The sequence below is a fragment of the Guopingia tenuis genome (assembly GCF_014384805.1).
Classification (GTDB): Bacteria; Bacillota; Clostridia; order Christensenellales; family Christensenellaceae; genus Guopingia; species Guopingia tenuis.
This window is the reverse complement of record NZ_JACRSS010000005.1, coordinates 72,246-94,324: the sequence shown is the minus strand read 5'-3', so window position 1 is coordinate 94,324 and position 22,079 is coordinate 72,246. Positions and strand designations below refer to the sequence as shown.

The following is a 22,079-nucleotide window of genomic DNA, read 5'->3' as shown; positions in this document are numbered from 1 at the left end:
AGAACGTATGCCGGAAAATAGAATTCACTGCCCAGCATTGCATCCACTTTTGAAACACCCCATACGGGATGCTTTTGCCCGTTTCTCCTCTGCCCTCTCTTTCATCCGCTTTCGCTGTACTCCTTCTATTCGCCCGCTTGATAGAGGCGGAGCATATCCTCCAGCTCCTCCCGCACTTTCCGGCGCAGCTGCCGGGGCCAAAGAACCTCGCACTGGGCGCCATATGTCCAGATGAACCGCCAGACCTTTCCAAACAGGGCGCGGATACGGATCTCCATTTTGTGCCCCGCTATCTCGTGCATGGTGGCCTCCGTGCCGAAATAGTCCGCCACATCTCCGGCAAACCTCTGATCCATGCGGAGGATCGAAAGCTTTTCCCGGCCATCCGCCGCCGGAGCACATAGAGAAACCGCGGCCCATGCCTCCGGAGGCGGGCTTTTCTGCCGCCTGCGCCCCAGCTCCGCCTTTTCTTCCTCCAGCACAGCCAGGCTGGTCATGCAGTCCAGGCGGAAGCAAAAGGTTTCCTGTCCTTCCGCCTTCTCTGCCAACAGATAATAGCGCATATCCTTATGTAAAATTCGGCTGGGCCTGACAATAAAGGCATCCCCGGCCACCGGATGCAGCTTGCCGTCGGTGCCGTATTGGTTATAGATAAAGGAAACCCGCTGGTTTTTGCGGATGCTGCGTTCCAGCCGTTCCAGATTGAAAAAGAATTCCTTGTTTTCCTGATGGTTGGCGTAGTCCGCGTTGGAAAGGCTGCGGCATTGGTCCGCAAAATAAACGTTGGACAGATCCATCAGCTTGCGCACCAGCCGTCTGGCGTCATTTTGCGGCAGGCATCGGTTATCCGCCACGCTGTCAATCAGAATCCGCAGCTCCACATCGTCAAATTCCCGCTCCCGCAGATAATATCCCTTCCGGTTTTCCTGGTAACTGGAAATGTCATAGCCCAATTCCAGCAAAACCCGGATATTGTTGCCGACTGCCTTGCGTTCCGCCTCCATTCCATATTCCTTTTGCAGCTTTTCAATTATGAATTTAACGGAAAGCGGATGTTCCACATCCGAATACCGCCTTAGCACCTCATATATTCCCATGAGCATGGCTTTTTTCCCACTGACCGGCTGCATGTTCCCACCTCGCCCTTTCTGGTTAAGAACCGTTTGTATATTGCTATCTTTCCTTTTATCATAGCCAATACACTGTACTGAAAAGCGGTCAGATTCTGTTTTCCGGCAAGAAAAAAGCGACGCATTTTCCATACGTCACTTTTTTACCTTATTCTGCTTGCCAAATTCAAATGTCTCTAAAAATTGCCGGTCCCAAAATGTATACCCATAGGTCTTGAAATACTGTTTGTGCCGCAGGCAGTCTTTTTCCCGGTAAGCCGCCGCCTCCATAGAAATATCGCATAGGCTTGCGATTGTCTCCCGATCCATAGCGCCCGCCCGGGCAATCACCGCCATAGGGGCCAGGAGGTTTTTGGCAAAATAATTGGCTTCTGCCTCCAAAACCCGCTTCTCCGGCCTGTCTCCAGGCCGCAGTTCCAAATGTCCCAGGGCAATGTGCCCAATCTCATGGGCCAGTGTCCATCGGATTCGCCTGCGGGGATCTCTCTCATTATATAAAATGATATATTCCCGCGTGTTCTCCGCCTCGCGGACAATCGTACACCCATCTTCCGATGGCGAGGGGATTTCCAGTCCGCTGCGCCGGGCTACTGCATATTCCACAGGAATCCACTGTTTCTTTTCCGTGATTTTCTGCAGGCATACGGGAAGCGTGTTCACCCCGCATTCTCTTAACAGCGCCACGACGGCCTTTTTGATCTCGTTGCGCCGCCGGCCGGAGATCCGAAGCTCCGGAGCCGCCCTCATTTGCGCATGGTGTTCTTCACCATTTCAAAGAAGGAATCCAGCACCTCCACCTGTTTTTCATCCACAATGGCAATCATATCGTCGGTTCCCCGGGATATAATGCTATATTTCGCCGAAGCGCCCTCTTCCAGATTCAGCGCCGTTTTCTGCCGGTCCTCTGCCACGCAGATATCGTCTGTAAAGCCCAAAAGATAATCCGCGCTCACCCTCAGCACCTTCACAACGTCCCGAATAAAATCAATATCCGGCCGCCGTTTTTCATTCACATACCGCGATACCGTTGCCTCTGTAACGCCCGTTGCTTTTGCAAGCTCTTTTTGGCGCATGCCGCGAAGTTCCATCGCATGAGCCAAACGCTCGCCAAAATTATTTTCCAAAATATTCTCCTATCTTTGTGATTCTAGAAACAAACCAAAAAATGCAAATATTTGCCAAATAATGACTGAAAATTACCGCAACTTACATATAATAATGCACTATCGTTTATCGTTTGTCAAGAAGTTAAATACAATATATTTTAATATTTCAATTTTTGCAAAAATAATTTAACCGAGAAATAGGGATAATTGTTCACAACTTTGAAAAATTTAACATACAAGTATTGTTCTGCTTGTAAAATTTTCCTTTGGAATATGTTTGGCCTGGCTCCAAGTTTTGACTTCATAATCTGCCGGCATCCGCGCATACTACAAAAGAAGCAGATCGCTTCAGAATATCTATTTTTGAAGGAGAAAGAACATGAGCAAAAACAGCAATAGAAATTCCCAGAATCAGAATAACCAGCAGAACTGCCGGAACAACCAGAATTGCCATAATGGACGTCAAAATAACCAGAGCCAGCGCAATCAGCAGAACTCTCAGCAGCGGAATTTCTCGGATGCCTACGAAGACTAAAACTACATAGGTATAAAAAAGGGTCTCATAGATATGAGGCCCTTTTTTCGTTGTCCCAAATCAAGGTCATAAACCGGCGATTTTTTTGTCGGTTAAGGTCTTTTTTTAGCGTTTTTCACATTTTTTCCAATTTTCCCTATACACTAGCAAGTGAAACCTACAAAATACGTCAAATTTGCCTGGAGGGACGGATCATGAAAAATCAGATTACAAATTATTTGCTGGATCACGGTATTAAACCGCACTATAAAGGATTCAATTATGCCGTCAGCGCCATTCAGATCATCATTCAGGCGGATACATATCTTCCCATCAAATCCGTTTACACGATGGTTTCGGAAGAATACGGCGTTTCCTGGCAGTGTGTGGAGCGTTGTATCCGCACGCTGATCGAAGCTTCCTGGCGAACAAAGATGCCGATCCGGTTTATTCCGGAGAAGCCCACCAATGCGGAATTTATTATGGATGCCGCCACACATATCAAGCTGCTCCTGAACGGCGGGGATGAGGCCACGCCCTCTGCCTGACTCCAATCTCTGCGCAAAGACATTCCCCGTGATTTTTTGCCCAAAAACTGCCGGGCCACAGCACCATAGCGATGACTATGGACATATATAACCACATCACAATCGACAGCAAAACGCTGGCTTCCCGGCTCGATCATGCTTTTCAAAATCAGTCAAAAATCAGTCAAAACTGATTTTTCGGGCGAACACAAAAAAAGAACCGCTTGACAAATCCCTTTGTTAAGCGGTTTTTCTTGGTGACCCGCCATTTGCCTGTGCTCCGGGGCGGGGTTTCATACCTGCCGTTTCGCTTTTCCTCCACTGGATACGCCGGACAGCCCTTCGGATCCCCCCTTTTTATGTGGTTTATCAAACTTGAACTCTTGACTGATAACAAAACGCGCTGTAGGCGCGTACCCGCAAAAAAGTGACAGCGACCGAATCGGCGTTAAAAGGGCGTATTTATAAGCCCTTAGCCGAAAGGGAGCGCACTTTTCCTGAAAAAGTAGGAGGAATCGGAACGGTAAAAAAACACCCATTTCGGTGGGGGGGCATGACCGCGGAGTTTCCTCTGCCGTGGAGAAGTTTTACGGAATGGTTATTTATTTTCGGAATATAAAAAATTCACAAACCACTTACACTTATCGAATATGATTTAAACTATCGATTTCAGAACCGAGAAAAGTTGGCAGCGCAGCGGAGGCGTTATGCCCGCGTTTACAAGGGCATAACCGCAGCAAGCGTGACTTTTCTCGGAAAAGGAGCATCAGCGGCATAAGACAATGACCCCATCGCTTCTGCGATGGGGTCATGTCAATGTCGCTTGTTGCGACGTGGTGACCCGCCGGGGATTCGAACCCCGGACACCTTGATTAAAAGTCAAGTGCTCTACCACCTGAGCTAGCGAGTCACAATATTACGTTTTGGCTGGGGTGGCAGGATTTGAACCTACGAATGCGGGAGTCAAAGTCCCGTGCCTTACCACTTGGCGACACCCCATTATTTTTATGGGGTGAGTAGTGGGACTCGAACCCACGACCTCCTGGGCCACAACCAGGCACTCTAACCAACTGAGCTATACCCACCATGGTGGCGCGCCTGCAGGGATTCGAACCCCGGACACACGGCTTAGAAGGCCGTTGCTCTATCCTACTGAGCTACAGACGCAAAGTAAATAATTTCTGCGCTCACAAGGTTTTTGGCTTCACCAATGCCCCCCAAAGACAGGTTGATCCGCCTGTGCGCAGGTTCGATTATATAATAAAAAACCATAGCTTGTCAAGCCCTATGGCGCAAAAACTGGAAGTTTTTTAACCTTGCAGCTCTACAACCCTGGGAAAAATCCCTTCCTTAGATACCAGCACCATCCCAAAGGTGCTGCGCCCTCCTCGCGGCTCTCCCAGGCTTCCGGGATTCAAGAGAAGAATGCCATGGTAATAATCCACCAGCGGGCGGTGCGTATGCCCGAAAAAAGCTGCTTCTGCCTGCTTCTCCTCCGCTGCATAACAGAGACGGTCGATGGAATATTTGACGCCGTAGTTGTGTCCATGGGTCAGGAGGATTTTGTGGCCCAGAATCTGCACAAGCTCCTCAGCCTCCGCGCCGCCAAAATCGCAGTTGCCCTTCACGCAGGTCACCCGGATCTTCGCCCGGTCCGCAATAGCAGCAGCATCACCCACATTATCCCCCAAATGAAAAATTTCATCCACCGGCCCCGCCTGTTTTAAGGCGCATTCCCAGGCGGCGCGGTGCCGGTGGGTATCCGACAGGACTAAAATTCGCTTTGCATCCATATTCTTTTCCTATTTTTGCAAAAATTCCTGCACCTTTTTCAATGCCAGCGCCCGGTGGCTGATTTTGTTCTTTTCCTCAGCGGGCAGTTCGCCAAAGGTCTGGCCATATTCCGGAAGATAGAAATACGGGTCATAGCCAAATCCGCCGTTCCCATGGGCCTCCAAAACAATCCGGCCATAGCATTTCCCTTCGCAGCTGTAAATCTCCTGCCCGCCCCGGGCCAGAACGATGGCGCAGACATAGCTGGCCTGGCGCCCCTCTTCGTCCAGCGCCGCGCATTCCTCCACCAGCTTCTTATTATTGTCCTCATCCGTTCCGCTTGCGGAATACCGAGCCGAATAGACGCCCGGGCGTCCGCCCAGCCCGTCCACACAGAGGCCAGAATCGTCTGCCAAAACATCGCAGTCTACCAGGCGGCTGATGGTCAGCGCCTTCTTGGCCGCATTGCCCAGGAAGCTGTCCGCATCCTCCACGATATCCACCGCAATTCCCTCGTCCTTCAGGGAGCAGATCTCGTCGTATACTCCCTCCAAAATCTTTTTGATCTCCCGCACTTTTCCGGGATTTCCCGTCGCAATTACTAATTTCTTCATGCGTTTTCCAATATCTCCTTCTGTTTCCGGATGAGTTCGCCTACGCCCTTTTTGCAATAGCCCAGCAGCGCCGCAAATTCCTCATCACGAATCGTCCGTTTTTCACCGCAGATCTGGATCTCTGCGATGCCGCCCTGTTCGTCTCCCACAAAGTTCATGTCTGCTTCCGCCGAAGAATCTTCCACATAGCATAGATCCAGAAGTGCCCGGCCCTCCACAATTCCCGCCGAAACTGCCGCCAGATACGTCTTGATGGGATTTTTCTCCAGCCTGCCCTCCCGGATCAGCCGCTTCACCGCCAGGCCCAGGGCCACAAAGCCGCCGGTGATGGAGGCCGTCCGTGTGCCGCCGTCCGCCTGAACCACATCGCAGTCGATGGTGATGGTAAACCCGTTCAAGGCTTCCAGATCCAAAACCGAGCGCAGACTGCGCCCGATGAGCCGCTGGATCTCAATACTGCGGGAATCTGCCTTGCCCCGTTCCCGGGCCTTGCGCGTCCCGGTGGAGCCGGGCAGCATGGCATATTCCGCCGTCAGCCATCCCCGTCCGCTTTCCGCCAAAAAGGATGGCACTCCTTCCTTCACGCTGGCGCTCACCAGCACCCGGGTATTCCCCCATTCAATAAAACAGGAGCCTGCCGCATTGGGCATAAAATCCGGCGTTATTTTTACACGGCGCAGCTCATCCGCCGCACGCTCATCGATCCGTTTCATTTCCATTTCCCCTTTTTCCTTCATTCTATATTCGGTAGTATACTGCATTTCTCCCTGTTTTTCAAACTCCGACGGATTTTCACTGCACAAAAAAAGGCCATCTTCCCCAAAGCGTTGGCCCATTATAGACACAGCCGGTGTTTCCGCCGTTTCCAGCGGAGAACACCGGCCGCGTTATTTTATGGTGCAGCGTGTCTATTTCCCGTCATATTGCGTCGTTATCCAAGGCAAACACCCCGGTCTGACGGCAAAATTCCCGGAGGGCCAGACGATGGTCTCCATAGGCCGCCACGCTGTGATTGCAGCGGATATTGCGGAAAAATTCCTGGGGATTGCCGTCCAGCCGGACAAACCCCTGGGCCCAGCTGCGCACCTCCCGGAGCTTCTCCAAAGGCTGGGAAAATGCCTCGCCTCCGGCGATGCTCATGACATACCGACCGTCCACGCGCCCCAGCGTTCCAAAGGTGATGCGGCCGGGTTTCATGCAGAACAGCGTGCTGGCTCCCCTCCCCAGGCCCATATAGGCATATTGCTCCACAATCTGAATCTCCTGGTCGGCAGAAGCCAGGCGGCCGGGAATCGAACCGCAGTTGATGAGCCGGGCGACGCCGTCCCGCGTATCCACCATGTTAATATCCCCAAAATAGGCCGGCTCTCCGGCAAGGAGACTTAGCACATATCCGGAAACCGCCGCATTCAGATTGCATTGGCATTGGGCCGGAATCCCCTCGTCATTCAGCGCCGAGAGAGCCAGGCAGCAGGAGGTATAGGTATCCAAAAATTCTCCGATACATTTGACGGAAAAGAAATCCAACGCATATTCCCGGACGATCTCCTTTAAGGCAAAATAGACCTTGGCGGATTTTTTCAGCGTCTCAGCCGAAACGTTCATGCTTCCATAGCGCCCCCGCGCCGCCTTCAGCCATTCTTCCGCCCGGGCATCCGGAACCTGCTTTGCCTTTTCCAGCAGCACCAGCTGGTCGATATGTTCGACCTCCGTGCCGAACAGGGCCTTGATCTGGTTCGGATCCGCCGCCGTGGGATAGGCGCAGATGGTGCGTCCGCCGATGAGGCCCATCCGAGCGTTTTTCAGCTTTCTCACGGCCTGCGCTGCCTGCGCGAAGGCCCGGATTTCCTCCAAGACCCCGGGATCCCCCGGCATTCCATAGAGCAGCTTATGGGGGATGTTCATTTCATCCAATGCGCCATGCACGACATTGCATCCCACCGAGGAAAAAGACACCGGCTCTGGGATTCCCCAGACCGCCGCAGGCAGGCTGCTCTGTAAAACCGCGTCCACGATATGCGTGGCCAGCAGCCAGGTCCCGGCCATATAGACGATTCCCTCCGCTCCTGCCTCCTGCGCCGCACGGCACTGGGCCGCCACCTGGCCGCCGTCCAGCGTGACGGGGTCCTGGGGGTTGACGACTCCCACACCGGCGGCCTCTAAAGCCTGCCGGGCCTCCCGCAGAAATTTCTGGGCCAGCTCGGTATGCTCTCCTTCGAGAGAAACACAAATAAGTCCAATCTTTACTTTTCCCATATTCTCTATCCCGTTCTCCTATTGTTGTTGATGGTCAGATCTTCTTTTTGCGCAGATAGTCATAGAGCACCGCGACGATCACGATCACGCCCTGCACCAGCGACTGCAGGAAGGCCGGAAAACTGAAAATTGTCATCACGTTCAAAAGCACCTGCAATAGAAGCACGCCGATGACCGTGCCGATGATATTGCCATCGCCGCCCGTCATGCTGGTGCCGCCCAGAACCACAGCGGTGATGGCGTTCATCTCCATGTTTTTGCCCGCAGAGGGCAGGCCGGAATAAAGGCGCGACGCCAGAATCATTCCCGCAAGGGCCACCAGGGCGCAGTGAATGGCAAAGCTGAACATGGTGGTTTTGGTGACGCTGATTCCCGAAAGCCGGGCCGCCTCCTTGTTTCCGCCGATGATGAAAACATTGCGCCCGACGTTTGTCTTGTTCAATATGATATAGCAGATGATAAACGCGGCAATCAGCACCAGGATGGGCGTGGGGATGCCGAGAATTTTTCCGTTGCCCAATACAGTGAAAGGATCTTCCAGCGCAATGGGGACGGGATATCCGTCGTTATAGGCAATGGCCAGGCCGCTATAGATATTGGTCAGCCCCAGCGTGACGATAAAGGGCGGGATATTGGTTTTTGCGATAATCGCTCCCACACCCATGCCGACCAGCGCTCCCGCTATAATCCCCAGAGGGATCACCACGCCCATCGGTACGCCCCGGCCCAAAAGATCGGCGGCAAAAACGCCGGTCAGGGCTGCCAGAGCGCCCACGGAAAGATCGATGCCGCCCGTCAGGATGACAAAGGTCATGCCGAATGCTGCGAGACCGATGGTCGTGCTGTTGACGATCATGTTGACGATATTATCGCCGCTCAGAAAAACTGGCTTGAAGATGGTCGCCACGACGATCAGAACCACCAGCGCCGCCAGAACGCCCGCATATTGGGACAGGTTGCTCCTGAGCCGCTGCCAGAGCGTTGTTCCTCCAATTTTGTTGTTATTCATTGCTTGTTCCCCCTGCCATGTAGTTCAGCATGTTTTCCACGGTCGCCTGTTTTTTGGGAAGCTCCCGCACGATCTCTCCTTCCCGCATGACCAGCACACGGTCGCCCACAAAGGACATCTCGGAAACATCCGAGGAGAAATAGAGAATCGCCATGCCCTCTTTTTTCAATTCCTGAAGCAGCTGATAGATCGTCGCCTTGGCGCCCACGTCGATGCCCCGGGTGGGTTCATCCATAATGAGGATCTCCGGCCCGGACAAAAGCGCCTTGGAAATCACGATCTTCTGCTGGTTGCCGCCGGACAGTTTCAGCACCCGCTGTTCCAGATCCGCCACCTTGGTGTTCAGCTTTTCGATATGGGAAAGCGCATTTTCCCGTTCCTTTTTCTTGTCGATAAAGCCCGCGCGGCTGATGGATTTGCGGTATTTCTGCGTCATGGAGATATTTTCCCGGACGCTGCGGATGAGGGCCAGCCCTTCCAGCTTGCGGTCCTCGGGCACGGTCGCAATGCGCAGAGCATAGGCATCCCGGGGCGAGCGGATGGTTACCGGCCTGCCCTTCACAAAAATCTGCCCCTCGTCCATTTTGTCCAGCCCGATGATGCTGCGGATCAGCTCGGTTTTCCCCGCGCCGATCAGGCCCGTAACCCCCACGATCTCGCCGGGGTAGAGCCGCAGGGACACGCGCTTATCCGTTCCCCTGCGCCGTATATCCTTAAGCTCCAGCACGGGCGTCTCCCCGGCGGAGCGGAGGATATCCTCTCCCTCCTCGCCGTCCTCCCGGAGCGCCTCCTGGGTATGGAGCAGATCTTCCCCCACCATATAGGAGATGAGCTCGCGCTGCGTCAGCTCCTCCGTCCGTTTAGTCACGATCTTTTTCCCGTCCCGCAACACGGTGATGCGGTCGGAAATGGCGAAAATCTCATCCAGCAGATGCGATATATAGATGATGGTCTTTCCATCCTCCTTGAGCCTGCGGATGACCGCCATCAGCTCATCCACTTCCTCTTTGGAGAGGGAGGATGTCGGCTCATCCATGATGATGAGCTTGGCGTCGTCCGCGCAGGTCTTTGCAATGGAGACCATTTGGCGGTAGGAGATGGGCAGGCTATCCACCCGCACCTCCGGGGAAACCGTGATTCCCAGCTGGTTCAGATAGGGAATGGCCTCCTGCTGCGTTTTTTTCAGGCTGAAAAACCCATGGTTTCCCTTTTTCCGGCCCATCATGATATTTTCCCCGACCGAGAGCGCCGGGACCAGCGCCAGTTCCTGCGGCACCATGTTGATGCCGTTAGCCCGCGCGGTGTTGATGGAATAGGTTTCGTCCATCTCCTTCCCATCAATGACAATTTCTCCCTGGGTGCGGTCATAGATGCCCATGAGAATTTTCATCAGCGTGGACTTTCCCGCGCCGTTTTCTCCCACCAGGGCATGCACCTCTCCCTTTTTAAAATCCAGGTCCACCTGGGAAAGCACCTGCACGCCGTTGAAAGCCTTTCCAATGCCCCGCAACGTTACGATGTTCTCTTCCAATGCCTTTTCACCCCTTTAACTGCCCGCAGCGGAAACCTCCGCCGCGGGCACAGTCGTTATTGCGCTGCTTTACGGGTGTTTATTTTCCCGCCGCCAGGTCATATCCGCCGTATTTCTTTAAAAACTCTGCCTGATCGTCAATCAGCTCCTGCACGTTGTCCTTGGTCACGGGAAGCACAGGCAGCTCGATGAGCTTTTCATATTCCTCGCCGCGGATGGCGCGCACGGTCTGCCGCACGGCCTCATAGCCCATGACATAGGGGAACTGGGTGACGCCGCCCTTGATGGCCGATCCCTGTTTAATGGCCTCCGCCACTTCGGATTCCACGTCATAGCTGAGAATGGTGACCTGATCGCTCATGTTGGCCGCGTCCACTGCCGCCAGACATCCAATCGCCGGGTCGCCCTGAGAGCAGAAGATGCCGGCCAGATCCGGATATTTGCTCAGCATGGGCGTGATCTTGGCAAGAGTGTCTTCCCGGGTGCCGTCCACGTCGATAGTATCGACAATTTCAATGTTGGAGCCGGCGATGGCGTCCTGGAAGCCGTTATAGCGGTCGTCCATGGCGATAGAACTAAACTTGAATTTGGTCATGATGATCTTGCCCCCATTAGGAAGCATTTCCATCATCATCTCTCCCGCAGCCTTGCCGCCGGAATAGTTATCCGAGGTCACAATGGCGGTCGCGCCCGGGTCGTCCTCCGGCGTCACGTCAGTAAGAACAATGTGTTTGCCCGCATTCTTTGCCTTTTGGATGGGGCCTGCGATAGCGACGCTGTCGATGGGGTTGACAATCACACCCGAGCTTCCCTGGCTGATGAACGCTTCGGTGAGGCGGGTTTCCTCTTCCACGTTGTTATTGGAATACTGGACATCCAGTTCCACGCCCATTTCCTTGGCTCCGTCCTGGTATCCCTCCACCATCCGGGTATAGAATTCCACGCTGGGGTCCTGGGGAATCGCGCCGATGGAGATCGTCTCCGTCCCGCTGCATCCCACAATGGACAGGCAGAGAACCAGCGCCAAAAATACCAAACCTACCTTCTTTTTCATAATTTCCTCCTTTTTATTTCATGGGAGGCCCTTGCTCCGGGCCTCCGCAGGGGTTCCATGCCAGGGGGATCAGAAATCTCCCGCCTCCACCTCGCTGATGCAGCGATCCGTGATATCCAGCATCAGGTCAATATCCTTCTTGGTCACGATATAGCCGGGCATGAAAGTCATCCGGTTGCCGTAGTAGGCCGCCCGGCAGATGGTCATGCCATATTCCAGCGCCTTTCTGATGACCGCAATGGTTTCTGCCTCCGCCGGCTCCTTGGTCTTTTTATCCCGCACCATCTCCAGGCTCAGGCCCAGGCCGATGCCCTGCACGTCGCCCACCATGGGGTGCTTCTTCTGGATCTGCTTGAGGCCATCCAGGAAATAGCGGCCGTGTTCGGCGTTCTTCTCCAGATATCCGTTCTTCTGAATCTCGTCGATGACGGTCAGCGCCGCCCGGGCCCCCACGGCGTTGCCGTGCCAGGTGCCCATATGTTTATCCGGATGCTCGTTCCAGACGTCCATCACCTTGTTTTTGCCGATTACGGCGGAAAGCGGCCAAACACCGCCGGAAAGCGCCTTGGATGTAGTGATCATGTCCGGGGTGACGCCGTAATTCTCAATGCACCACCATTTTCCGCTGCGCCCCATGCCCACGGCGATTTCGTCATCGATCATGACAAGACCGTATTCGTCACATACCTCCCGCACGCCCTGGATAAATTCCGCCGGGGGATAGATGCCGCCGGTATGGAACTGAGCGGGTTCGACGATGATGGCCGCGATGCTGTTGGTCTTGGTTGTTGGGTCATAGATGCCGTATTCCGGCGACTCAAACAGCTTCTTTAAGTATTTCACGCAGTACATGTCGCAGCTGGGGTATTCCATGCCATAGTGGCAGCGGTAGCAATAGGCGTATGGCACCCGCGTGACCTTCTGGGCCATGGTGGGGAGCCGGTCCCGGAAATAGATGTTGGGAGCCACGGTCAGCGCCGCCGTCGTCCGGCCATGATAGGCGCCAAAGAAGGAGATAAAATCGTTTTGCGGGTCCTTCTGGGAATATTCTGCGATCTGCAGCGCCAGCTCCACGGCGCCGCTTCCGCCCAGTTCAAACTGTACCTTAGCGTCTCCCCGCATATCCCCGGGAGCCACCTCTTCCGCCAGCTTTTTCACCAGCTGCGCCCGGGGCACGTTGGGCGTATCCCCCGAAACATGCATGAGTGTCCGCATCTGATCGGTCACGGCATCGATGAGCTGCCCCGGCGCATGCCCCAGGCAGGAGGCCGCAAACTGGCCATAGGTATCGATATATTCATTGCCGTCCACGTCCCACATGCGCAGCCCTTCCATCTTTTCATAGACGGGAATGCGGTCTGCGGAATCGTTGGTCACCCGCCAAAAGGTGCCGCCGGATTCATATTTGAACAGGTCCTCCTTGATTTTCTTGGATTTTTCCCCGGGAAGCGCCCGGTATTCCCCGCATTTCTTCCCCGCGCATCCGCTGCATTTTCCTTCACACATTTTGCATAGCCTCCTTTGTTTTCTTAAAAAGGTTCTTTCATGGGAGCGGCCCGGCTCTGTATACGTTTACATTTTGGGTACACAAAATACACCTGGGGCCATTCCCGTTTTATTTCGCCGGCATCCTTGCCGGTGCCCTTCGATTCGGTTTTCAAACTTTACAAATTGAATCTATAGAAAAACGCCGTTGTTTATCAGTTGAAAGGAAAAGTATTTCATTTGTCTGCCGGCACGCTGCAGGAGCCGCCCACCTTCAGCCGGACGGGGAAAACCACCTGCCGGGCCGCGCCCGTATAGGTCTTTTCAATCCGCTCGATCATCATTTTCCCCGCCAGTTCTCCCATCTCCCGCACCGGGCGGTCGATAAGGGTGATACTGGGCTGCAGATGCTCGGAAAATTCAAAGTCGTCAAATCCAATGAGAGAGATCTCCGCCGGGATGTTGATGCGCATATCCCGCAGGGCGCGGTATGCTCCGATGCACATCAGGTTGTTATGGGCGATAATCGCCGTCGGCCGTTCCGGCCGCGACAGCAGTTCCACGGTGGCCCGATAGGCCGCATCCTCCAAAAATTCTCCGCCCACGATATATTCCGGCCGCACCGGCAGGCCCATTTTCTCCATTCCCATATGGAAGCCCCGCAGGCGGTCGATGCCGTTGGAATCAAAATCTGTTCCTTTGATGAGGGCGATGCGCGTATGCCCCAGCTTCGCCAGGTATTCCACCTGCTGCATGGCGCCCGCAATGTTATCGATTACCACGCAGTCTGAAGAAAAATGGGATAGTTTCCGGTCCAGCTGCAAGACCTCGGTGCCCAGCCGGGTGATCTTTCCCAGTGTCTGGCTGTTAGGCCCGACAAAGCTGGCCACAATGCCGTCCACCCGGTATTGCAGCATCAGGTCGATGGCATCCTTTTCCTGCCCTATATCCTCATTGGTATTCCCGATGATGATATTATATCCCAACTTTTTCAAGACAGGCTCAAAGCCGCAGTAAACGTCCAGGAAAAAGGGATTTGCAAAATTGGAAATGAGAAAGCCGATGGCATGCGAATGGGATACCCTAAGGTTGCGGGCGTTCATATTCTGCACATAGCCGTTTTCATCAATGGCCTGCTGCACGCGTTTCCTGGTTTGCTCGGTCACCCGGCGGTCGTTGTTGATCACCCGGGAAACCGTCGCAGTGGAGACGCCGGCCAGCCGCGCAATTTCACGCTGATTCATGCCAAACCTCTCTTGCCTTCTCCATATCCGGATTCTGTTGCGAATGTACGCGTCTACATTTTTTCTAAAACAAAGGGTTCTTTTGGTGGTGCTTTTGTGCAGAAGAGATATCTTTTGTGTTTCCGTTTCTCCTCTGCGCTGTGTTGCCGCAGGACAGTTTTTGCTCCATGCAGGCATTCAAGTATTGCTTTTGTGATTGGTTCAGGTATTTGAGTTTCTCTTCGATGGTCATTTTCTTGAGCATTTCTGCAAGAATCTCCCGTTTCGGTGTCATGTCCATCGCACTCCTTTTTTAACTTAGTTAAAATATATATCATTAAGTTAAGTTCGTCAACACTTTTTTCCCGAATTTTCAAAAAAATTTCCTTTTTTTAGAAATTGATCGGGAATCATGGAATCGAATACAATCTGTGATACAATTTATTGACTTAGAAAAATTTGGATGATACTATTTGAAAGAGGTGATACATATGTTGGGAACGCGGTTAAACGAGCTGATCCGCGCTTTGGGAATAAAAAAAGGGGAATTTGCAAGACGGATCGGCTTTTCACAGGCCTATATTTCCATGATCCTGCGTGGAAAAAAGCAAAATCCCAGCGCCCGGTTCATGGATTCCGTATGCCGGGAATTTCACGTCAATCCCCTTTGGCTGGCAACCGGAGAGGGCCCGCTCTTTCAGGAGGCGGATTCGTCCTTTTCCTCCGCAGACCAGGATCTGCTCAGCAAATATCATTCCCTTCCCCTGGATCAGCGGCAGGTGATCGATGAAATCGTGGATGCCATGGTTCTCAAAAACTTTGCCGCCGCGCAGGCGGAGGAATGGGATTCCATGGGAAAATACGCGAAATAGGCGCATGTACGGCAGGCGTTATCCGAAGATAACGCCTGTTTTCTTATTCCTCTATTCATCCTCTGCCATTCCCGTCCGGCCCAGCTCATTTCCAAATACGCTCATAGTCGTTTTACTCAGGGGCTGATATTCCTCGCCCTCCACATAGACCCGCACATCTTTAACGCCATCCACCTGTTTGCAGGTGATGGGGATATTTTTCATCACGATATTTTCCAGATAGGGATTTTCCCGCAGCTCGAGAAACTCTTTGCTGAAATTCAGGGAAAGCACGCCGTCTTCTCCCAGGCTCACATCCAGAATCCGCGTCCCCCAGGGGAACAGGCTCATGACGTTATCCGTGGCCGGCGTTCCCAGCATGGTTTCCACAACCGTCTCGGGTTCAACATTTTTTACATATTTTGTCACGGGCACCAGCAGGCCGGTATCCGCCGTCTTATAATATACGGTTACGGGCGTATTCTTTCCCGCCTTCCCTTCCGGGTTCAGATCCATCTCCGTCAACGGTTTTGAGATATCCGTCTCTCCCAGCTTTTCGGATTTTCCGTTGACCTGCAGCTGCACCTGCTGCACCGCCGGGAACTGACAGAGAGTGTTGACCATGGAAGCGGCGATATTTTTGCCCCGTTTGGCGCTCACTTCTCCCAGCCAGCTGGACTGCATATTCACGGTTGCCGTGCCGTCCTCCAGCGTGACATTCACCCGGGTATCCCCTGGGAGCAGCGCCGTCAGCCCGGCTTCCTCCAGATCCAGCTGCTCCAGTTCATTGGCCACCAGCCGTTCCGCCAGGGAGGTCAGCATGGTTTCGCTCCATTCCTCCTGGACTACGACAGGCACCAGAAGCCCATCGTCCTGTTCATAATAGACAAGGGTATCCCGCATGAGGGGATCTCCCTCCACGGGAATCTCTTCCTGGGGCAGTGCGTCTGCCCCGCAGCCGGTGAGCAGAAGCAACCCTGCCAGCAGCGCCGCCATCCAAGCCCGTTTTTTCGCCATGCTGTTTCCCCCTTATATGCCAATTCTCACCATAACTATATGGGAAAAGACGCCCCGCTATGCCGGTTTTGCGCAAAAAAAGCCGTTGCTTCCCCGGTTAGGCGGCAGTATAATGAAAAGACAGAAAGAAAGGGGCGTATTATGACATTAGATGGACTCACGCTCCGGGGGATCGCGGAGGAGCTGCAATCCCTCGTGGGAGCAAAAATAGAAAAAATCCACCAGCCGGAGCGCGAGGAGCTGCTCCTTCTTTTGCATACCCAAAGCGGCAAGAAGCGGCTTCTCCTCTCGGCAGCGGGGGGCGACAGCCGCCTTCATCTCACCGAGCATCCCAAGTCCAATCCCCTCCAGGCACCCAATTTCTGCATGCTGCTGCGCAAATATATCGGCGGGGGCCGCATTCTCTCCATTGCACAGCCCGGATTGGAGCGCATCGTCCGCATCGCCATCGAGGCCAAGGACGAAATGGGCGTACTGCAGCAATTTACTCTGGTCATTGAAATTATGGGGAAATACAGCAATATCATGCTTCTAAACGGCAGTGATGTCATTTTAGACAGCATCCGCCACGTTTCCTTTGATATGAGCCGGGTGCGGCAGGTTCTGCCCGGCATGGCCTATGTCCCGCCGGAAATGGAAAAGCTCAACCCCCTATCCGCCTCCGCGAAGAGCATCGCGGACGTGCTGGGCCGGGGAGAGCTTCCGGACTGCCTGCCCCGCTCCATTGAGGGCATCTCCTTTCAAACGGCTCAAGAAATCCTTGCCCGGCGCTATCATGGCGCTGCGCCCTCGCTTTTGAGTGAAGCCCAGGCAGAAAAGCTGGCAGAATTTCTTCTGGATTTTATCCGGAGCAGTCTGTCCCATCCGTCGCCCTGCCTGCAAAAAAACGCAGAGGGAATGCCCGTCTTTTTCTCCATCGTTCCCTATGACGCTACTTTTTCTAAAAAAGGGCGGCTTTCCTTCCCCACGGTCAACAGCCTGGTAGACGGATATTTTCACCTCCGTTCCACAGCCGCCCGCATGCAGGCCAAGCGCGGCGCTCTCCAGAAGGTCCTCCGCCAGCATATCGTCCGGGTGGAAAAAAAGCTGAAGATTCAGCGGGAAACCCTGGCGGCCGGCGCCCGAAGCGACACTTTCCGCCTCTATGGCGAGCTGATTACCGCCAATATCTATCAGATTCCCCGGGGTGCGAAGGAAGTAACCCTTACCAATTACTATACCGGCGAGCCCCTGCGCGTACCCCTCGACGTGGCCCTTTCGCCCTCGGCCAATGCCGCCAAATACTTTAAAAAGGTGGGCAAATTAAAAAACGGCGCTCTCATTGCCGCCCAAAAGGAAAAGGAATATGCCGCCGAGCTGGCCTATCTGGAGGAGCTGGAATATAACGCCGCCGCGGCGCAGACGATCGAGGATCTGCAGGAGGTTCGGGGCGAGCTGATCAAATACGGATATCTCTCCGCCGAACCCAGGGAAAAAATCAAGCGGAGCGATCCTCTGGCCTCCCCGCTCAAATTCAAAACCAGCGATGGCTTTACCGTCCTTGCAGGCCGCAACAGCCGCCAGAACGACGCTCTTACCCTGCGCATCGCGGGGGGAGACGACATCTGGCTGCACAGCAAGAACCTGCCCGGCTCCCATGTCATTTTGTTCACCGGCGGCAATCCGCCCACGGATACCGCCCTTTTGGAGGCCGCCGCCATTGCCGCCACCCTCTGCCGGGGCAAAAATGCCGGAAAAGTGGATATCGATTACTGTCCCCGTTCCCATGTCTGGAAGGCCAACGGCGCCCGCCCGGGCATGGTGCTCTATGAGGGCCATCATACCCTGACTGTCGCCCCGGACGCCGCCCTTCTGGAACGGCTGCGGGAGGATCATGGCTGACACTCTCCTGCATTTCCTGCCAGAGCCGGCAAAGATCCTGTTTTCCAGCGGCTATAAGCTTGGGAGACGATGCAGTTATACGGCTGGAAGGCACGGGGTATTGCAGATCCGGAACATCAGGATATATCGAATGAGGAATCATTCCGGGCCGCCGGAAGGGGAGCAAACGCATGTATCCGCCCCAAACCCGCCCCAATTTCTTCGCCGTCATTTGTTATAAAAAAACGGCCCGAGATGGGAAAAGCATTCCCTCTCTGGCCGTTTTATATTTTTCTTCTTTTAATCCCTAAAGAGCAGTCCCCTTTTGGGGCCGGAACAGGCCGGACATATCGGTGCCCTCATGGCGCAGCAGCCATATCTTTTTGTCCAGGCCGCCCGCATACCCCGTGAGGCTCCCTCCGGTGCCCACCACCCGGTGGCAGGGAATGATGATGGAGATGGGGTTATGCCCCACCGCGCCGCCCACGGCCTGCCCGGACATGCTGGGCCGCCCCATCCGGGCGGCCGCCTTTTTTGCGATTTCCCCATAGGTTATCGTGTGTCCATAGGGGATCTCCAGCAAGATGCCGAAAATCATCTGCCGGAAGCTGCTGCCCGCGGGCCGCAGGGGCAGGTCGGAAACCGCCGGTTTATTCCCGGCAAAGTAATCGTCCAGCCAGGCTTTTGCAGTCTCCAAAACCGCCGGGCAGCCCTCGGACGCCTCTCCCGCCAGCGTCGCGCCATAGTATTTCTGGCCTTCCAGCCAGAGTCCCGTCAATGCTTCTCCATCGCTGGCCAGCAGCAGCCGGCCTACGGGAGAAGCATAGCTCGCGGAATACCACATAATCTTTCTCCTTTTATCTTTTGCCGTTCCGGGCGGGGACAAAAGCCCCGCGGCTCTCTTCCGGGATACACCGGCCCCGGATTCCTCCATTGCGAAAAATCAGATCGCCTTATTCCTGTTCCCCATCGCCCGCCATGGTGTTGATGATGGGCTTGGGCGTCGCGTTATAAACCTTTGTATAGGGCGGGACGGAACTGAGCAGCCAGACGTTTCCGCCGATGACGCTGTCATGCCCCACCGTCACATCGCCGCCCAGGATGGTGGCGCCGGCATAGATGACCACATTATCCTCGATGTTGGGATGGCGCTTGACTCCCTTGATGGGATTGCCGTTTTCATCCAGCTCAAAGCTCTTGGCCCCCAGCGTCACGCCCTGATACAGCTTGACATTTTTACCGATGACGCATGTTTCCCCGATGACCACGCCCGTGCCGTGGTCGATAAAGAAATGCTCGCCGATCTGTGCGCCGGGATGGATGTCGATGCCCGTCAGCTGGTGGGCATATTCCGTCATAATCCGCGGAACGAGGGGCAAGCCCATGACAAAGAGCTGATGGGCCATGCGATAGACGCTCACGGCCTCCACCGACGGATAGCTCAGGAGGATTTCCTCCGTATAGAGGGCGGCGGGATCGCCCTCATAGGCCGCCTTGATATCCTGGGTCAGCATGCGCCGGATCTCCCCCAGGCTCTCCATAAATTCCACAGTCATGGTGTCCGCCCGCTGGGCGCACTCCGCGCCATGGCAGCTTCCCTTTTTCTCCAGCTGGCATTTGTTCATGAGAACGTCCTTGATGATCCCATTGAGCAGGCGGGTCGCCGTGTTCAGCCGGTCCAGCACCTGAGAGCTGAGGTAATCCGCATTTTCCATCTCGCGCTCATAGAGGCTGGGAAACAGCGCCGCTTTCAGCTCCCCCAGCAGCTCCACCACCCGGCCCTTCATGCCAAAGCCGCTGATGTTTTCCCGGAGAAACTGCCGGGCGTTGATCTCCACCAATTCGTCCGCTACACTCTGGGATTTAAAGCGCATCCAATCACTGATATTGCTCATAAAATTTCGGTTTCCTTCCGGTTTTTCATTTTTCGTCCTATACATTTATTCTAGGATAAAGTATAATAGTTGTCAAACGCGAAAAATGTGAAGGAAAAAGGAGAGATTTCTATGCCGATTAACATACGCGCCGACCTTCCGGCGGCCAAAACACTTTCCGAGGAGGGCATCTTCGTCATGACGGACGAGCGGGCCAGCCATCAGGATATCCGCCCGCTGAAAATCGGTATTTTGAATCTGATGCCCACAAAAATCGAAACCGAGACGCAGCTTCTCCGGCTCATCGGAAATTCCCCGCTGCAGGTGGAAGTCGTTCTCATCCGTCCCAAGGATCATGTGGCCAAAAACACCTCGCATGAGCATCTGCGCACGTTTTATACTACCTTCGACGCCATCAAGGATTCTAAGATGGACGGCCTGATCATCACGGGGGCGCCGGTGGAGCAGCTGCCCTTTGAAGAGGTGGATTACTGGGATGAGCTTACCGAGATCATGGATTGGAGCAAGAAAAACGTCTTTTCCACCCTGCATATCTGCTGGGCGGCCCAGGCGGGGCTATATCATTACTATGGCATTCCCAAATACGCCCTGGATAAAAAGATTTTCGGCGTATTCCGCCATCAGGTGACCGACCACAGCGAGCAGCTGACCCGGGGGTTTGACGACGTGTTCTACGCTCCCCATTCCCGCCATACCGGCGTCCGGCGGGAAGATATTGAAAAAAATCCCAAGCTGAAGATTATCGCCGAATCCCCGGAAGCGGGCGTCTATCTCGTCTCCGCAAAAAAGGGCCGGCAGATTTTTGTCACCGGCCACAGCGAATATGACCCCAACACTTTGAAATGGGAATATGACCGGGATATCGCCAAAGGGCTTTCCATCGACGTTCCCAAGAACTACTATCCCGGCGACGATCCTGCAAAGGCGCCGGTCGTCCGCTGGCGCGGCCATGCCAACCTGCTTTTCTGCAACTGGCTCAACTATTATGTCTATCAGGAAACCCCCTATAACGTCCAGGAGATTTCCGAACATCAAGAATAGAATCCCGGAGATATGGAAAAAGCGCCGCACGGCGCTTTTTCTATGCCCCCAGATATTCTTCCAGGCAAATTCCCCGTTCCCAAATCTCTGTCGCCGCCTCCACTCCCACATAGCGGTAATGCCACGGCTCATAGATCACCCCGGTGATATGCTCCTTTCCTTCGGGATAGCGGAGGATAAAGCCATAGCGGTGCGCATTTTCTGCCAGCCATCTTCCCTCCGGTGTCTCCCCATAGGCATCGTTGGCCGTCTCGTGGTTCTCGGATAAAATATCCAGGGCCAGCCCGGTGGTGTGTTCACTCATACATCCGGGCATAGCCTTTACCGGATTGGTATAGGGGTCGTCGCCATAGCAGGGGTCCTGCCTGCGCCGCGCCTGCCACAGCTTTTCCTGATAGGCGATGGAGCGATAGGCGCTGGAGATCTTATATCGGCCGATCCCCTCCGCCCGGGCCGCCAGAAACATCCTTTTTGCCGCTTCCCCCGCCTCCCGGTTGACTGACCCTTCGCCGTTGACCAGCACGACCTCGTCGCCAAAAATCTCCGCCTGAGTCACTAACCCTTCCGGGCGGTCAAAGGGCACCGGGTTTTCCCAGTTCACCAGCAGCAGCGTTCCTTCGGCGCGGGGGGCTGTCTGCCGGGCCATCGCTGCCGCTGCGGGCGACACTGTTCCCCCTTGGGATACGATCACTGTCCGCCCCTCCTCCGCCCGCGGCGGGAAAAGGAAATGTATCCCCAACAGTACCGCTCCCGTCAGGAGAAGTCCCAGAAGAATCCGGGTCAACAGAGCCGTTAAATTTACCCTGTCTGTCCATTTTTCCCGCGGCACTTGTGTCTTTGGTTCCTGCATTTCTTTTTCCTCCTTCGTGCATTATATCCCCTGTTTTTTCGCAAAACAAAACAGGCCCGGCATTTTTCTCTCCATGCCTGCTTTTCCAAACCATCTTTTTTAGCAGGGATTTTCGTTTTACATATACCCGCGCCGCGCTTTTGCAAAAAAACAGCGGCTGCGTCCTTCTCCGCGTTTCCATCCCCTCGATGCCAAAGGTTGTCCCCTATCCGGGCATGGAACCCTTCCGACAATACAATTTTGTGATTTTTCCGGGGAAAAATCAATTGTTTTGGAAGAATGTTGACGAAAAATATACATTATTTTGGCGGGATATATAACTATATAGATTATAATTTATATC

At 54.2% G+C, this 22,079-nt stretch carries 22 protein-coding genes and 4 tRNA genes; 5 read left to right on the top strand and 21 right to left on the bottom strand.

Features of this window, described 5'->3' with window-relative positions:
• Positions 1 to 125: 125 nt before the first annotated feature.
• The 3 genes from H8693_RS09540 to H8693_RS09530 all read right to left on the bottom strand — a co-directional run bounded on the left by H8693_RS09540 (position 126) and on the right by H8693_RS09530 (position 2,254).
• Positions 126 to 1,130, bottom strand: a complete 1,005-nt coding sequence (locus H8693_RS09540; protein ID WP_249280772.1) for a helix-turn-helix transcriptional regulator — start codon at positions 1,128 to 1,130, stop codon at positions 126 to 128.
• Positions 1,131 to 1,265: 135 nt separating this feature from the next.
• Entirely contained in the window at positions 1,266 to 1,877 is a 612-nt protein-coding gene (locus H8693_RS09535; RefSeq protein WP_249280771.1) for an ImmA/IrrE family metallo-endopeptidase, read from the bottom strand.
• The gene (locus H8693_RS09530; protein WP_249280770.1) at positions 1,874 to 2,254 is read right to left on the bottom strand and encodes a helix-turn-helix domain-containing protein; all 381 of its coding nucleotides are present in this window, start codon (positions 2,252 to 2,254) and stop codon (positions 1,874 to 1,876) included. The genes H8693_RS09535 and H8693_RS09530 overlap by 4 nt, the downstream gene beginning before the upstream one ends.
• A gap of 361 nt (positions 2,255 to 2,615) precedes the next feature.
• Between H8693_RS09530 and H8693_RS09525 the strand changes: the two genes are divergently transcribed.
• Positions 2,616 to 2,771, top strand: coding sequence for a hypothetical protein (locus tag H8693_RS09525; RefSeq protein WP_249280769.1), 156 nt, complete (start codon positions 2,616 to 2,618; stop codon positions 2,769 to 2,771).
• A gap of 194 nt (positions 2,772 to 2,965) precedes the next feature.
• Positions 2,966 to 3,298 carry a sporulation initiation factor Spo0A C-terminal domain-containing protein gene (locus tag H8693_RS09520; RefSeq protein ID WP_249280768.1) on the top strand — a complete coding sequence of 111 codons (333 nt, stop codon included), beginning with the start codon at positions 2,966 to 2,968 and terminating at the stop codon, positions 3,296 to 3,298.
• 813 nt (positions 3,299 to 4,111) lie between these two features.
• Here the strand turns inward: H8693_RS09520 and H8693_RS09515 are convergent.
• The 14 genes from H8693_RS09515 to H8693_RS09450 form a co-directional block, all read right to left on the bottom strand.
• Positions 4,112 to 4,187: transfer RNA gene (locus H8693_RS09515), tRNA-Lys, on the bottom strand.
• A 14-nt stretch (positions 4,188 to 4,201) separates the two neighbouring features.
• Positions 4,202 to 4,276, bottom strand: a tRNA-Gln gene (locus tag H8693_RS09510).
• 9 nt (positions 4,277 to 4,285) lie between these two features.
• Positions 4,286 to 4,362, bottom strand: a tRNA-His gene (locus H8693_RS09505).
• Between the two features lie 5 nt (positions 4,363 to 4,367).
• A tRNA-Arg gene (locus tag H8693_RS09500) sits at positions 4,368 to 4,444 on the bottom strand.
• Positions 4,445 to 4,587: 143 nt separating this feature from the next.
• On the bottom strand, positions 4,588 to 5,070 hold the full coding sequence (locus H8693_RS09495) for a metallophosphoesterase family protein (RefSeq protein ID WP_249280767.1): 483 nt from the start codon (positions 5,068 to 5,070) through the stop codon (positions 4,588 to 4,590).
• Between the two features lie 9 nt (positions 5,071 to 5,079).
• Positions 5,080 to 5,664: an RdgB/HAM1 family non-canonical purine NTP pyrophosphatase gene (gene rdgB, locus H8693_RS09490; protein ID WP_249280766.1), complete on the bottom strand. Its 585-nt coding sequence runs from the start codon at positions 5,662 to 5,664 to the stop codon at positions 5,080 to 5,082.
• On the bottom strand, positions 5,661 to 6,377 hold the full coding sequence (rph, locus tag H8693_RS09485) for a ribonuclease PH (RefSeq protein WP_249280765.1): 717 nt from the start codon (positions 6,375 to 6,377) through the stop codon (positions 5,661 to 5,663). The genes rdgB and rph overlap by 4 nt, the downstream gene beginning before the upstream one ends.
• A 205-nt stretch (positions 6,378 to 6,582) precedes the next feature.
• Positions 6,583 to 7,920, bottom strand: coding sequence for a hypothetical protein (locus H8693_RS09480; RefSeq protein ID WP_249280764.1), 1,338 nt, complete (start codon positions 7,918 to 7,920; stop codon positions 6,583 to 6,585).
• 34 nt (positions 7,921 to 7,954) lie between these two features.
• Positions 7,955 to 8,929 carry an ABC transporter permease gene (locus tag H8693_RS09475; protein WP_178622034.1) on the bottom strand — a complete coding sequence of 325 codons (975 nt, stop codon included), beginning with the start codon at positions 8,927 to 8,929 and terminating at the stop codon, positions 7,955 to 7,957.
• Positions 8,922 to 10,460 carry a sugar ABC transporter ATP-binding protein gene (locus tag H8693_RS09470; protein ID WP_249280763.1) on the bottom strand — a complete coding sequence of 513 codons (1,539 nt, stop codon included), beginning with the start codon at positions 10,458 to 10,460 and terminating at the stop codon, positions 8,922 to 8,924. Before H8693_RS09470 ends, H8693_RS09475 begins: the two co-directional genes overlap by 8 nt.
• 79 nt (positions 10,461 to 10,539) lie before the next feature.
• Positions 10,540 to 11,514 carry a sugar ABC transporter substrate-binding protein gene (locus H8693_RS09465; protein ID WP_178622038.1) on the bottom strand — a complete coding sequence of 325 codons (975 nt, stop codon included), beginning with the start codon at positions 11,512 to 11,514 and terminating at the stop codon, positions 10,540 to 10,542.
• A 69-nt stretch (positions 11,515 to 11,583) separates the two neighbouring features.
• Positions 11,584 to 13,020 carry an aspartate aminotransferase family protein gene (locus tag H8693_RS09460; protein WP_178622040.1) on the bottom strand — a complete coding sequence of 479 codons (1,437 nt, stop codon included), beginning with the start codon at positions 13,018 to 13,020 and terminating at the stop codon, positions 11,584 to 11,586.
• A 215-nt stretch (positions 13,021 to 13,235) separates the two neighbouring features.
• Positions 13,236 to 14,270 (bottom strand): LacI family DNA-binding transcriptional regulator, encoded by a 1,035-nt coding sequence (locus tag H8693_RS09455; protein ID WP_330605755.1) that lies wholly within the window; start codon positions 14,268 to 14,270, stop codon positions 13,236 to 13,238.
• A gap of 26 nt (positions 14,271 to 14,296) precedes the next feature.
• Positions 14,297 to 14,599, bottom strand: coding sequence for a hypothetical protein (locus H8693_RS09450; protein ID WP_249280762.1), 303 nt, complete (start codon positions 14,597 to 14,599; stop codon positions 14,297 to 14,299).
• Positions 14,600 to 14,713: 114 nt separating this feature from the next.
• Here H8693_RS09450 and H8693_RS09445 point away from each other — a divergent pair, with 114 nt between their 5' ends.
• A complete protein-coding gene (locus H8693_RS09445) occupies positions 14,714 to 15,094 on the top strand; it encodes a helix-turn-helix domain-containing protein (protein WP_178619554.1) in 381 nt (126 codons plus the stop codon).
• A 51-nt stretch (positions 15,095 to 15,145) separates the two neighbouring features.
• Here H8693_RS09445 and H8693_RS09440 read toward each other — a convergent pair whose 3' ends face one another.
• The gene (locus H8693_RS09440; RefSeq protein ID WP_249280761.1) at positions 15,146 to 16,090 is read right to left on the bottom strand and encodes a GerMN domain-containing protein; all 945 of its coding nucleotides are present in this window, start codon (positions 16,088 to 16,090) and stop codon (positions 15,146 to 15,148) included.
• A gap of 141 nt (positions 16,091 to 16,231) precedes the next feature.
• Here H8693_RS09440 and H8693_RS09435 point away from each other — a divergent pair, with 141 nt between their 5' ends.
• Positions 16,232 to 17,971, top strand: coding sequence for an Rqc2 family fibronectin-binding protein (locus tag H8693_RS09435; protein WP_249280760.1), 1,740 nt, complete (start codon positions 16,232 to 16,234; stop codon positions 17,969 to 17,971).
• 286 nt (positions 17,972 to 18,257) lie between these two features.
• Here the strand turns inward: H8693_RS09435 and H8693_RS09430 are convergent, their stop codons facing one another.
• Both H8693_RS09430 and epsC read right to left on the bottom strand, forming a co-directional pair.
• On the bottom strand, positions 18,258 to 18,794 hold the full coding sequence (locus H8693_RS09430) for a methylated-DNA--[protein]-cysteine S-methyltransferase (RefSeq protein ID WP_249280759.1): 537 nt from the start codon (positions 18,792 to 18,794) through the stop codon (positions 18,258 to 18,260).
• A 109-nt stretch (positions 18,795 to 18,903) separates the two neighbouring features.
• Entirely contained in the window at positions 18,904 to 19,845 is a 942-nt protein-coding gene (gene epsC, locus H8693_RS09425) for a serine O-acetyltransferase EpsC (RefSeq protein ID WP_249280758.1), read from the bottom strand.
• Positions 19,846 to 19,956: 111 nt separating this feature from the next.
• Here epsC and metA point away from each other — a divergent pair, with 111 nt between their 5' ends.
• A complete protein-coding gene (metA, locus tag H8693_RS09420) occupies positions 19,957 to 20,886 on the top strand; it encodes a homoserine O-acetyltransferase MetA (protein WP_178619539.1) in 930 nt (309 codons plus the stop codon).
• Positions 20,887 to 20,926: 40 nt separating this feature from the next.
• Here metA and H8693_RS09415 read toward each other — a convergent pair whose 3' ends face one another.
• On the bottom strand, positions 20,927 to 21,736 hold the full coding sequence (locus H8693_RS09415; protein ID WP_249280757.1) for a M15 family metallopeptidase: 810 nt from the start codon (positions 21,734 to 21,736) through the stop codon (positions 20,927 to 20,929).
• Positions 21,737 to 22,079: the final 343 nt, after the last annotated feature.

What these genes read in the sequence shown, in the direction of transcription:
- H8693_RS09540 (WP_249280772.1), bottom strand. Translation starts at nt 1,130, where the DNA reads ATGCAGCCGGTCAGTGGGAAAAAAGCCATGCTCATGGGAATATATGAG.
- H8693_RS09535 (WP_249280771.1), bottom strand. Translation starts at nt 1,877, where the DNA reads ATGAGGGCGGCTCCGGAGCTTCGGATCTCCGGCCGGCGGCGCAACGAG.
- H8693_RS09525 (WP_249280769.1), top strand. Translation starts at nt 2,616, where the DNA reads ATGAGCAAAAACAGCAATAGAAATTCCCAGAATCAGAATAACCAGCAG.
- H8693_RS09520 (WP_249280768.1), top strand. Translation starts at nt 2,966, where the DNA reads ATGAAAAATCAGATTACAAATTATTTGCTGGATCACGGTATTAAACCG.
- H8693_RS09495 (WP_249280767.1), bottom strand. Translation starts at nt 5,070, where the DNA reads ATGGATGCAAAGCGAATTTTAGTCCTGTCGGATACCCACCGGCACCGC.
- rdgB (WP_249280766.1), bottom strand. Translation starts at nt 5,664, where the DNA reads ATGAAGAAATTAGTAATTGCGACGGGAAATCCCGGAAAAGTGCGGGAG.
- rph (WP_249280765.1), bottom strand. Translation starts at nt 6,377, where the DNA reads ATGAAACGGATCGATGAGCGTGCGGCGGATGAGCTGCGCCGTGTAAAA.
- H8693_RS09480 (WP_249280764.1), bottom strand. Translation starts at nt 7,920, where the DNA reads ATGGGAAAAGTAAAGATTGGACTTATTTGTGTTTCTCTCGAAGGAGAG.
- H8693_RS09475 (WP_178622034.1), bottom strand. Translation starts at nt 8,929, where the DNA reads ATGAATAACAACAAAATTGGAGGAACAACGCTCTGGCAGCGGCTCAGG.
- H8693_RS09465 (WP_178622038.1), bottom strand. Translation starts at nt 11,514, where the DNA reads ATGAAAAAGAAGGTAGGTTTGGTATTTTTGGCGCTGGTTCTCTGCCTG.
- H8693_RS09460 (WP_178622040.1), bottom strand. Translation starts at nt 13,020, where the DNA reads ATGTGTGAAGGAAAATGCAGCGGATGCGCGGGGAAGAAATGCGGGGAA.
- H8693_RS09445 (WP_178619554.1), top strand. Translation starts at nt 14,714, where the DNA reads ATGTTGGGAACGCGGTTAAACGAGCTGATCCGCGCTTTGGGAATAAAA.
- H8693_RS09440 (WP_249280761.1), bottom strand. Translation starts at nt 16,090, where the DNA reads ATGGCGAAAAAACGGGCTTGGATGGCGGCGCTGCTGGCAGGGTTGCTT.
- H8693_RS09435 (WP_249280760.1), top strand. Translation starts at nt 16,232, where the DNA reads ATGACATTAGATGGACTCACGCTCCGGGGGATCGCGGAGGAGCTGCAA.
- H8693_RS09430 (WP_249280759.1), bottom strand. Translation starts at nt 18,794, where the DNA reads ATGTGGTATTCCGCGAGCTATGCTTCTCCCGTAGGCCGGCTGCTGCTG.
- epsC (WP_249280758.1), bottom strand. Translation starts at nt 19,845, where the DNA reads ATGAGCAATATCAGTGATTGGATGCGCTTTAAATCCCAGAGTGTAGCG.
- metA (WP_178619539.1), top strand. Translation starts at nt 19,957, where the DNA reads ATGCCGATTAACATACGCGCCGACCTTCCGGCGGCCAAAACACTTTCC.
- H8693_RS09415 (WP_249280757.1), bottom strand. Translation starts at nt 21,736, where the DNA reads ATGCAGGAACCAAAGACACAAGTGCCGCGGGAAAAATGGACAGACAGG.